This window comes from Acinetobacter sp. YH12227 (genome assembly GCF_013417785.1).
Taxonomy (GTDB): Bacteria; Pseudomonadota; Gammaproteobacteria; order Pseudomonadales; family Moraxellaceae; genus Acinetobacter; species Acinetobacter gandensis.
Genome location: NZ_VPDH01000002.1, coordinates 86,293 through 97,985 on the forward strand (window position 1 = coordinate 86,293; position 11,693 = coordinate 97,985).

Annotated in this window: 7 protein-coding genes and 4 tRNA genes; 4 read left to right on the forward strand and 7 right to left on the reverse strand. The window is 42.1% G+C overall.

The features are described from left to right. Positions 1–2: 2 nt before the first annotated feature. Positions 3–1,115 carry an HPP family protein gene (locus tag FTV09_RS00880; protein WP_180056288.1) on the forward strand — a complete coding sequence of 371 codons (1,113 nt, stop codon included), beginning with the start codon at positions 3–5 and terminating at the stop codon, positions 1,113–1,115. Positions 1,116–1,221: 106 nt separating this feature from the next. On the opposite strand, the gene FTV09_RS00885 is transcribed toward FTV09_RS00880, so the two are convergent. Further along, positions 1,222–1,479, reverse strand: a complete 258-nt coding sequence (locus tag FTV09_RS00885) for a PspC domain-containing protein (RefSeq protein WP_067763974.1) — start codon at positions 1,477–1,479, stop codon at positions 1,222–1,224. Between the two features lie 316 nt (positions 1,480–1,795). Here FTV09_RS00885 and FTV09_RS00890 point away from each other — a divergent pair, with 316 nt between their 5' ends. After that, complete coding sequence (locus FTV09_RS00890; protein WP_180056289.1) at positions 1,796–2,458, forward strand: hypothetical protein; 663 nt, start codon at positions 1,796–1,798, stop codon at positions 2,456–2,458. A 91-nt stretch (positions 2,459–2,549) separates the two neighbouring features. Here the strand turns inward: FTV09_RS00890 and FTV09_RS00895 are convergent. From FTV09_RS00895 to FTV09_RS00920, 6 genes are all read right to left on the reverse strand, one after another. Further along, positions 2,550–2,625 (reverse strand) — tRNA-Lys (locus tag FTV09_RS00895). 258 nt (positions 2,626–2,883) lie between these two features. Next, positions 2,884–2,959: transfer RNA gene (locus FTV09_RS00900), tRNA-Lys, on the reverse strand. 49 nt (positions 2,960–3,008) lie between these two features. After that, positions 3,009–3,084, reverse strand: a tRNA-Lys gene (locus FTV09_RS00905). A gap of 21 nt (positions 3,085–3,105) precedes the next feature. After that, a tRNA-Lys gene (locus FTV09_RS00910) sits at positions 3,106–3,181 on the reverse strand. 140 nt (positions 3,182–3,321) lie between these two features. After that, entirely contained in the window at positions 3,322–5,163 is a 1,842-nt protein-coding gene (locus FTV09_RS00915) for a long-chain-acyl-CoA synthetase (protein WP_180056290.1), read from the reverse strand. A 187-nt stretch (positions 5,164–5,350) separates the two neighbouring features. Then, positions 5,351–8,848 carry an Rne/Rng family ribonuclease gene (locus tag FTV09_RS00920; RefSeq protein ID WP_180056291.1) on the reverse strand — a complete coding sequence of 1,166 codons (3,498 nt, stop codon included), beginning with the start codon at positions 8,846–8,848 and terminating at the stop codon, positions 5,351–5,353. A 759-nt stretch (positions 8,849–9,607) separates the two neighbouring features. Here FTV09_RS00920 and FTV09_RS00925 point away from each other — a divergent pair. Next, on the forward strand, positions 9,608–10,576 hold the full coding sequence (locus FTV09_RS00925) for an RluA family pseudouridine synthase (RefSeq protein WP_180056292.1): 969 nt from the start codon (positions 9,608–9,610) through the stop codon (positions 10,574–10,576). Positions 10,577–10,759: 183 nt separating this feature from the next. Beyond that, entirely contained in the window at positions 10,760–11,428 is a 669-nt protein-coding gene (locus FTV09_RS00930) for an HAD-IA family hydrolase (RefSeq protein WP_067763964.1), read from the forward strand. Positions 11,429–11,693: the final 265 nt, after the last annotated feature.

The following is an 11,693-nucleotide window of genomic DNA, read 5'->3' on the forward strand; positions in this document are numbered from 1 at the left end:
TCGTGTTTCACGCAAAATCAGCTTGGCTCAACACGCTAAAACCGAATTTTAAAGTTCTTCCACTCAAAGACCGCATACTTTGTGGGGTGGGGGCTTTATTGGGTTTAGGTTTATCTTCTTTTATTAGTTGGTTAGCGCTAGGTGACTTAAATGTATGGTATATCGCCCCGATGGGTGCTTCATCTGTGTTGCTCTTTGCTGTACCTGCTAGTCCATTAGCACAGCCATGGAATATGGTTGTTGGCAATACGCTTGCGGCTTTGATTGGCGTGACCTGCGCCATGTTTATACCCAATTTGACCGAAGCTTTTAGTATTGCGGTTGCTTTAGCCATTGTTTTAATGATGACCACAGATTCTTTGCATCCACCAAGTGGGGCAGTGGCGATTACAGCCGTTTTGGGTGGTGAGGCTGTTCATGATTTAGGTTATGCCTTCTTATTCTATCCAGTGCTTTTAAATTCAGTATTGTTGATGGTGGTTGCAATTATTTATAACCGATTATTGGGCAAACAATATCCACAAAAAACACAAGTGAATACACGCACGGCAGATCCAACACCAACTCAAAAAGTCTCGATTCAACCGGCAGATATTCAGCAAGTGTTAGAGCAGCAAAGTCAGCTTTTAGATATTAGTGAATATGATCTACAAAAAATCATTTTAGAGGCACAGCAGTTAGCCAGCCGTCGTGGTACGAGCCAATTTAGTTGTCGAGATATTATGAGCCAGCAGGTGATTTATTTACGTGCAGAAGATGATATTCAATCTGCACTAGATAAATTTAAACAAGTGAATTTAATGAGTTTGCCTGTGGTTAGTGATTTAGATCGATTGGTAGGCAATTTAGCTTTATACGATGTAGTGGAATGGTTTAAACGTGCGGCAGATCCAAAAGCAAGTTGGGAAAATCATGTTTATCAAATTATGAATCCTAAAGTGGTTACCGTTCAGCCGGATCAACCCATTCAAGATTTGGTGCCTTATTTTGTTGAGCGTTCATTTAACTATATTCCTGTGGTCGAGCAGAAAAAATTGGTGGGTATGATTAGTCGCGCCGATATGATTGCCGCCTTGTCTCAACAATTGAACGCACTACAGCAATATAATCATTAGCCGTAGATTCACTGAATTTAAGTATTTTAAAGCTAAATTTTGGACAAAAAAAAGCTACGGAAACTTGGGGAAGAGACCGTAGCGACCAAACTGAGGTCAAGGGATATTAACGTCTGTCATCATTCACAGTACGCATAGAGTCTGAATAGCGATTGGTCGAGTATAGATTGTCTTGTGATTTAGGCATCACTAACCAAAGTACCAAATACACCAAAATACCTGGGAAAGCAGCACTTAAACACGAAACAAATATAAAGATAATACGCAGTAAATTAGCGTTCCAACCAAAACGTTCAGCAATACCTCCCATCACACCAGCAATCATGTTAGAGCGGTTTGAGCGATATAAACCAACATTGGCCATTCAGTTCTCCTTTGAAATCGAAAATGAATCATCAATTGACCCATACAATATAGATGGTGATTCAGTTAACGATTTAAAGAGCCATGATTCGAAAAAAAGTAAAGTTATGTAATCTTTTGCCAGTCCTTGATAAGTTTGCCTTTAGAATGAGCCAAACAAGAGTGATCTTAATTAAAGATCAATGATAACAATGAGATATAGCTAACATTTATTAAAATATATGTGTACAGTTGTAGAGAAATCGTTACAATATTGATCAAGTATTAATTTAATTCATTCCAAAGATTGAAATTGGTTCTGACTAATGATGAAAAAAATGGCTACTCAGCCCAGATCAGTATCTTTTTCTTTATATGCTGTAATCGCTTTATGCAGTGGATTTGGTGTGGCGTGTAGTTCTTCAAATACGCCTGAAAATGCCGAAAAAAATTCAACGAATAATCAACCAACTGAAGAAATACAGCCAACCCATGCAGAGGCACAGTCTGATCATGGCAAAAAACTGACTGAAATTGCTGGTCAAGCAACAATACCGCATGATAGTGGTTTAGATCCTGTACCTGTACCTGAGCATGCCAAAGTATTTATTGGCCGTTTTCATGCCAATGTAAAATGTGATGATAATTTTATTCCTTGTATGGAAGGCAATGCAGATTTCATTCTAAATTTATTGTCTGATGGAACAGTACACCGCAGCATTATTCAATTTGGCAAAGTCTTTGCTGATAAAGCGCCACAGCCAGGAAATAATGTCAATTATCGGAAGGACACTTGGACCGTCGATCAAGCACATCAAGAACTGGTAGTACATCGTAAAGAAGGTGTAAATTTTTATTATAAAGTCATTGATGAAAACAGAATTGTGATGGATTTAGATAAAATTCGTAAGGGGATTGAACAAGAAGACCGAAATCAAGAACTCTTTTCGCAAGGTTATCCTGAGCCGCAACAAGCATACGAATTGGTCAAAGATCAATAATAATGAACTAAATTTGAGTTTAAAAAATATTGATGTAAATGAGAGCGGCGTTCAAAGCATTGAATGCCTTTTTTTTTGAAGCTTAAATAATTGGTGGGTTGTGTGGGGTTCGAACCCACGACCAATAGATTAAGAGTCTACTGCTCTACCAACTGAGCTAACAACCCTGAGAAAATTTTAAAATAAGATTTTAAAATTTTTGCAAGATAAGCGAAGCGTGTCGTTTTGAATACTAGAGAATATTTGTCATCTAATATTTTTAAGTCAAATACTTAATCTAGTCAGACAAGAATGATACTTCGCAACATCGATATAGCAAACAACGAGAATGGCGAATCAAAACCGCAGGGAGATGGTTTGTCTTGGTCGGAACTTGCAGGTTTCATATTCTTCGCATGCCGGAAGAAAGAAGCCCTAAGAAAGAATGGTGGGTCGTCCGCGACTCGAACGCGGGACCAATAGATTAAAAGTCTACTGCTCTACCAACTGAGCTAACGACCCTTAGGGGGTATCTACAAGATTGTATTCTAAAACTGATGTTTTAAAAAGATGGTGGGTCGTCCGCGACTCGAACGCGGGACCAATAGATTAAAAGTCTACTGCTCTACCAACTGAGCTAACGACCCATCTTGTGGTATCGAAGGAAATGGTGGGTCGTCCGCGACTCGAACGCGGGACCAATAGATTAAAAGTCTACTGCTCTACCAACTGAGCTAACGACCCATTTCGCTTGATGGTGCGTATTGTAGCAAGATCTGCTTCAAGCGCAAGTAAAAATTCATAAACTTGCTTTTGTTTGATTATAAATACAACAAAGTAGCTCATTTTAGCGGATATCTGTCGCTAAAATGAGCGCTATTTGCTTAAAAACGGTATTTATATGCCTGAATATTGGCATAAATTTCAGGAGTTAAATCACAGTAAGCCGTTGCGTTTGGCAGCAATACCAATAAACGATCATCAGTTAGCTTAGGATCAAATGCCTGTTCTTTCAGCTTATTTTTTTGATATTTGAAAGTCCCCGTGGTTTCTACTTGCTTTTGAATACGTAAAAATACTGGAACAGCATATGCTGGGAGTGATTTCTTAAACAAGTTAACCATGGCGCTACAATCTTGTTCGTTTAATTCAGCTGCATCGGTGAGGGTAATCGCTGCCATACCTGCGCGGCCATTGGTGTCAGGGATTTCAACGCCATACACGACTGCTTCAGCAATTTTTTCATATTCACTGACCATATTTTCCACTTCAGTGGTAGATACATTTTCGCCTTTCCAGCGGAAAGTATCGCCTAAACGGTCGACAAATTGAGCATGTCTAAAGCCGATGTCTCGTACCAAATCACCTGTGTTGAAGAATGAGTCACCGTGTTTAAATACGTCTTTCATCACCACAGACTTATTCTTTTCGGCATCAGTATAGCCATCGAATGGAGAGCGACGCGTGATTTTCCCGACCAATAAGCCCACTTCACCTTTTTTGACTTTTTTGCACCAGCCTTTGGCATCACGTACAGCTTCATTTTTTTCTTTGTCAAATTGAATAATGGCATACGGGGTAGGCGAAAAGCCGACAGTATTGTCAAAGTTAAATACGTTACTAAAACCAACATTGCCTTCACTTGATGCATAGAGTTCAAGTACTTCTTCTACGCCAAAGCGTTCTTTGAATTTGTCCCAAATGTTTGGTCGCATACCGTTACCAATCATTTTTTTCACACGATGGCCTTTTTCAAGCTCCGAAACAGGCGCGTCCATCAGGTAGCGGCAGAGTTCACCGACATAACCAATCGCTGAAGCATCAAATTTCTGTACATCTTTCCAAAACGATGATGTTGAAAATTTACGACGTAGCGCAAGGGTAGCACTACCTGCAATGACACCACACCAGCACACCACCGTACCTGTTGCATGATAAAGCGGCAACGTTACGTACATCACATCATCTTTATTGAGATTTAGGACGTGGCCATAAGTACCATACGCCAAAGTCCAGCGGCTATTGGTGAAGATAACGGCTTTAGGTAAACCTGTGGTGCCCGAAGTATAGATGTAGAACAAACCATCTTTACCTTTCACGCTGGCAGTGGTTGGAGTGTTAAATTTTGGAAATTGATCAATTGTTTCTGCAAGGTTAATAAAGCCTTTAGGCGCTTTACCTGCATCAATACGTGTGGCTTGGTCGGCAAACCAATGGAGGCGATCTGCTGCAACGGTTAAATCGTCACGGACATCTTGAACAGCTTGACGGCATTCTTCACCGACAATTACCGCAATTGGCTTCACCAAGTTAATGCTGTGTGTAAGGACTTTACCGACTTGAGCTGTATTGACTAAAGCACTCGTCACACCAATTTTTGCGAGGCCGACAATAGTTGCCACGAGTTCAGAGCGGTTTTCAATCATTACCGCAATCACATCACCTTTTTTAGCACCAAGGGATAAGTAGTAATGACCGATTTGGTTGGCCCATTCATTGAGCTCGTTATATGTATATTTTTGATCTTCAAAATACAGTGCAAAACCTTCGGGATTGCGTTTTACCGCTTTTTCAAAGGCGATGCCTAAGCCAGCAGGGGTGTTTGGGGTACGTAAATAGGCTTGCTTAAGACCACTCAACAAGTTGGGTACTTTGCTAATAAACGCGGGGATTTTTGCTGCGACGTCAGCAATCCCAATAAGGTCGTGTTGTGTAGTTTGGCTCATGTGAATCCTATTTATTTTTCGTAATCCGATACGGTTTATTTCTTTGCAATAATTTTGCAGCAATTTCTACAATTGTCTTTTAATCGTTTCGATCTAGTGCAATCAACCTAATTTGACAAAAGTATCAAAAAAAAACCAGTCACCGAAATGACTGGATTTTTTTAATCACCTGCAAAAAAGCAAATTATTACTCAGCTGCGGTGTTCGCTTTCTTAGGTGGGCGACCACGAGGACGACGCGGGCGAGCTGGTTTTTCACCTTCTTCGTTTGCATTGTCTTCAGTTGAGCTATCGGCTTTCTTTTCAGTTTCAATAACTTGAGCCGGTTCTTCAGCTTTTTTTGCTTTTGGCGTCGGTGCTTCTGCAACCGGCGCTTCAACTTCAAGTTCAGCTTGAACTGGTTCACTTGGCGCTTCTGTTGCTACTTCAGCTGGTGTTACATTTTCTGTAACAGCTGTAGTCGCTTCAGTCACTACTGGTGCTTCAACCACTTCCGAAGGTGTTACTTCAGTTGTTGTTTCAGCAGGTGCAGCAGCTTCAACCGCCTTCACATGATCTTGCTTCGCTTGTTCAGCTGCAAGTTTTGCTAAACGACGACGTTCACGTGGGTCATTTGCAACGCGATTGTCAGACGCTGGCTTTGGCGGAGTTAAATCCAACATAGGCGCAGGTTCGGCTTGCGGTGCTGCTTTTGCTACTTGCACATCACGGGTAACAGGCTTTTTCTCTACCGCTACTTCAGTCTGAGTTGCTTGATTTGCAGCATATTCATCTGCAAATTTTTGTAACGCGCGGTTGAAGGTTGGAAGTAGTCCAAATTGCTCGATCAATACTGAACAATCTTCTCCATATACATGGCGAATCAAGCTGCCCACATTGTATTGAGCAAGTTCAGGGATTTGCGATGGCGCAATTTTTGGAGCCTGTGCCTGTTGAGCACGTGCTGCACGTTGTTCGCGGCGGCGTTGACGTGGGTCATTGCTGGCACGACTTGGTTTTTTCTCGTTTGCCTTGTGTTGTGGCTCTGATTTCTCAGCTTCCACAGCAACAACAGGTTGTTCAACAACAGCAGCAGCTTCTACGACAGGAGCAGGAGTTGGCTGTTGAGCCTGTTCAACAGGCGCTGGATTTAATGCAACGATCTTACTTTGTGCTTGATCTACATTGACCACCAAAGCAGTTGCCATAACGTCTTGTTGAGGTGCATTCACTAACTCAACTTTCGGCTGGCGGTTGTGCTGTGTCGGAGCAGTTTGCTGTTCAGCAGCAACTTCCTGTGCAATCGCTTGTTCATTTAACACGCTTTGATCGCGTTGGCGATTTGGGCGGTTCGGGCGTTGCTGGTTGTTGCGGTCACGACGTGGAACAGACTGCGTTTGTTCATTGTTTTGAACATCTTGCTGTGTGTTTTCGTTGTTGTGCTGACGGCGAGAATTGCGACGATTTTCACGTTGGTCTTGACGGTTGTTGTCTTGACGCTCTGAACGTTGCTCTTGACGGTTGTTGTCTTGGCGCGATTCATTGCGTTGCTCTTGGCGATTGTCATGACGCTCAGAACGTTGTTCTTGACGGTTGTCTTGACGTGATTCATGACGATCTTGACGGTTGTCTGAACGTTGCTCTTGGCGCTGTTCATGGCGATCTTGACGTGAAGGTTGTAACACTTCTTCATGAACTTGATGTGATTGAACATCTTGTTCACGTGCTTCTTTGTGCTTGTTTGGACGCTTCTTGTTGTGACGTTTTTCTTCACGTTCAGCTTTTTCTAAGCTGTCACGTTCTTGTTTATGTACAACAGATGAAGGTGCAAGATAAGCATTACTATCGGCAGTTGCTACAGATGCAGCAGCATTAATCTGGCCGAATTGACCACGGCTAGATGCACCGTTGTTTACCATTTGCTCAATCGCTGCGGCTGCATTGTTTGCAGTGCGAGATTGATCAACGGTCGCTGCTTGTTTTTGAACAAACAAGTTTTCAAGCCAAGCGCATGGGCTGGTTGATGCTGTAGGTGCAGGAGCTGCGACTTGAGCAGGCGCTTGCTGAGCTACATTTTGTTGTTGATGCTTGTTCTTCTTATGGCCTTTTTCTTGTTGTGGTGCAGGTGCTTGTTGTTGCGCAGCAGTCTGTTCTTCACCTAAGTGCCATTCAGATGCTTCGTAGCCCAACTCTTTTTCACTTGAACGTGTAGCTTCAGTACGTTCATAGCTGGTTGGTGCAAAGCCTTCAGGATTATACGAAATTTCGTAATGTGGTGTTTCTAAGTGTGGGTGAGGAAGCACAGTCACACGTACATTTGAAGTTTGCTCTAAATAAACAAGGCTGTGACGCTTTTCATTCAATAAGAATGCAGCGATTTCAACAGGAACTTGTACTTGAACTTCACCATGACGTTCACGTAGTGCAATTTCTTCCACTTTGCGCATGATTGAAAGTGATAGAGAGCGTAGGTCACGTACCATACCTGTGCCATGACAGCGAGGGCAAACATAACCAGTGGCTTCTTCAAGTGATGGGCGTAAGCGTTGACGGCTCATTTCCATTAAACCAAAGCGAGACAATTGGCCGAATTGAATACGGGCACGGTCGCTTTGTGTTGCTTCACGAAGTTTTGCTTCAACCATACGTTGGTTGCGGTCTTTGGTCATGTCGATGAAATCGATCACAACTAAACCACCGATATCACGTAAGCGTAATTGGCGTGCAATTTCTTCAGCAGCTTCAAGGTTGGTATTGAGTGCAGTATCTTCTACATCGCTACCACGAGTTGATTTTGCTGAGTTGATGTCAATTGAAACCAATGCTTCAGTTTGGTCAATCACAATTGAACCACCTGAAGGTAATTTCACTTCACGCTCATAAGCTGTTTGAATTTGGCTTTCAATTGCAAAGTGTGCAAATAAAGGCTCATTCAAGGTATAGGTTTTAAGCTTGTCGAGTTGACGTGGCATAACTGCTTTTACGAAGTTATACGCCTCGTTATAGGCTTGTTCTGAGTCAATTAAGATTTCAGCAACGTCATCACGTAAATAGTCACGAATAGCACGTGTAACCACGCCTGCTTCTTGGTGAACCAACATTGGTGATGGGCCAGAGTTTGAAGTACTTTGGATTTGTGCCCAAAGGTCTAGCAAATGCTGTAGGTCAAGTTGTAGTTCTTCTTGTGAACGGCCAATACCTGCAGTACGAACGATCACGCTCATGCCACGAGGGACATTTAAAGACGCCAACATTTCTTTTAATTCTTCACGAACTGAACCAGAAATTTGACGGCTAATACCACCACCTTTCGGGTTGTTTGGCATTAATACCAAATAACGACCAGCGAGTGAAATAAATGTTGAAAGTGCAGCACCTTTGTTGCCACGTTCTTCTTTTTCCACTTGAACAAGAAGTTCTGTACCTTCAGTGATCAATTCGCGGATATTAGAAGTTTGGCGAGGATCTGCTTTGTAATAAGAATTAGCTATTTCGCGCATCGACAGGAAGCCCTGACGACCTGCACCATATTCAACGAATACAGCTTCTAAAGAGGGCTCTACACGGGTCACATGACCTTTATAGATATTCGATTTTTTTTGTTCACGGGTACGATTCTCTAAGTCAAAATCGTAAAGACGCTGACCAGTGACAAGTGCAACGCGAATCTCTTCGGCATGTGTTGCATTAATCAACATACGTTTCATGGGTGTAACACCTAATAGTGATACACAGGAGAACATCGCTTGATTCGTAGCGAGCATCACACATCATGGATCAATGTGCTCAGATCACAAAAAGTGTGTACTGAGCATTTTTACCGGCCTTCTTTTGGTGGGCAACGGTTTTTGATTCACGTATTGATGATGGCAATACGGCTTCAATCTTTTAAACGATTAAAGTCACCTGACTCTTTCACTGGCGGACAAACGGTGCATTGGATGTGAGTAACTTTCACTGTCACATTGCTCGAAGAGCATCCATTCATATCTGATAGAGCGTCTTGATACGGAATTATCGTCGTACCTTTACAAACTGTGCAGATCCAATGCATCAAACGTTGTGGCCTGAAGATATTTCAGGGAGCGACTGGTCTGATGTGTATCAGTTTACGTTTAAAAACCAACCTTGGTTGGCGCATATTTTTTTGCGGCAAACTGTTTTATGTACCTACGGTACAATTAAACGCAACAGTTTGCTGTTTTGCCGATATAATAAGCCTTCGGCGTCGGCATAATTCTTTTGGGACCTTTCCGAGCTAAAATGAGTAATGTGTTGAAAGTTCAAATGCAGTGAATACTGAAAATGAATCAACTTTTACTCAGTTACGGTGGTTTCCGTGCGCTGACTATATCAAACCTTGCATCATCTGCCTATGGGCTAAGCTTATGTTTCTTGCGAAAAGTATAGCTTAAATGATCATTTTTTATTCAATTTTAGTATTTTTTTTAGGTCACAGTAACTGTATGAATTCTACGCAAGAATGGCAAAGCGTCACCTGGTTTGAAGTGGACGAGCATCAGGCGGGTCAACGTATTGATAATTTCCTGTTTAGTCGTCTTAAAGGTGTGCCTAAAAGTCGCATTTATCGCTTGATTCGTGAAAGCCAAGTACGTGTAAACAAGAAACGTGTAAAAGCAGAAACCAAATTAAATATTGGCGATCAAGTCCGTGTTGCGCCAATACGCTATGAGCAAAAAGATGAAACGGCGGCACCCGTATCTGACAAAGTTGCGCAAAGCCTGCTTAGTCGTGTGGTGTATGAAGATGAAGGCTTAATGGTCGTGAACAAGCCTTCAGGTATCGCTGTACATGGCGGTAGCGGTGTGGCTTATGGTCTGATTGAAGGCTTACGTGCGGCAACAGGTAAAAAATATCTTGAACTGATTCATCGTATTGACCGCGACACTTCGGGTCTGGTGATGATTTCTAAAAAACGCAGTGTGCTAAAAAGCTTGCAAGACATGCTACGCGAACACAAAATCCAAAAAACCTATGCGGCTGTAGTAAAAGGCGTGGTGAGTTTGGATAAGCAACTGATTGATCAACCTTTGCATCGTTATGAACTTGCTAATGGTGAGCGTCGTGTACGTGTGTCTAAAGAAGGGAAAGAGTCAAAAACCCAGTGGAATGTTAAAGAGCGCTTTATGCATGCCACATTGGTATATGCATCTCCACTTTCAGGTCGTACCCATCAGATTCGTGTGCACGGTTTAAGTATTGGTCATCCATTGGTGGGTGATGAAAAATACGGCCATGAAACTGAATATCGTGGCCCGAAGCCACGTCGTTTGTGCCTACATGCAATGCGCTTAGAAATCCCTGGTTATCAAACGATTGAAGCGCCTTTGCCTGAAGATATGCAAAGCATTGTGGCTCAGCTACGTGCACAAAAGGCAGACAAGGTAGTGAAGTCTATAGAAGATGATGAGTAAGTTTTAATCTATCTTGTATGTTGATGCTTATGAAAGTTTTCATCTTTAATTAAAGAGGGGCTAGGGGAGATGTTGTGAATTGACCTCTCCTAAACCTTCACTTGCGCTTCAATTTAAAAGCATTGCTTTAAATCTTGCTCAGGAGAGGGCTTTAATAGCTGAATCAAATATTAGGAACCTTATATGAACTCACCTGTAAAACTGGTCATTTTCGATTGGGATGGCACTTTATTTGATTCAGTTGGTCAAATTGTCTCGAGCTTAAAGTTTGCAGCTCAAACTTTTGAACAACCATTAACAGATGCCGATGCGAAAAGCATTATTGGCTTAGGTCTGCCTGAAGTGGCACAGCGATTATTTCCGACTGTGCCTGAGCTGCATCACGACATTTTGCAAAGCTACTCTGAGCATTATGTGGCGAACTCTAAGGGCGATATGTGGTTTACAGGTGTCGCTGAAATGTTAAATGAACTGAGAGCTGCAGGTACACAATTGGCTGTTGCCACAGGCAAGAGTCGCAAAGGACTGGATCGTGTATTGGCGCAAACCAATAGTCGTGATTTATTTGTTACTACACGTGCTGCAAGTGAGACTAAATCTAAGCCAGATCCACTGATGCTTGCGGAAATATTAGCAGAAACAGGCATCGCTGCTGAGCAGGCTATTATGGTGGGGGATACATCCTACGATTTGGAAATGGCGCGTAATATTTCGATGCCGCGTATTGGAGTGTCCTACGGAGTACATAGTGTGGAAACGTTGAAAAGTTTTCAGCCATTGTCGATTGCGCATGATGTTGCAGAGTTGCAACAGTTGTTATTGCAGTACGTAAGTTTGAGTGAAGCTGTATAAAACAAATATGTTGATCTTTAATTCAGTGTGAAAAGGAAAGTTCGCTTTCCTTTTTTTGTTTGAGACTGGCGATGACTTACTGAAACAAAAAGGAAGTATCGTTAACATCCCTTAAATCAAATTTTTTAAAACTAGGGTCTGTTGACATTTACTGTGCAAAAAAAATAGCGAGAAAGTAGAATTTAATCGCCAAACCAAATCTACTCCTCGCTATGCCTCGTACAATGTTGACTGATCAACACTGGTCTAAGTTAGAAAACATTTT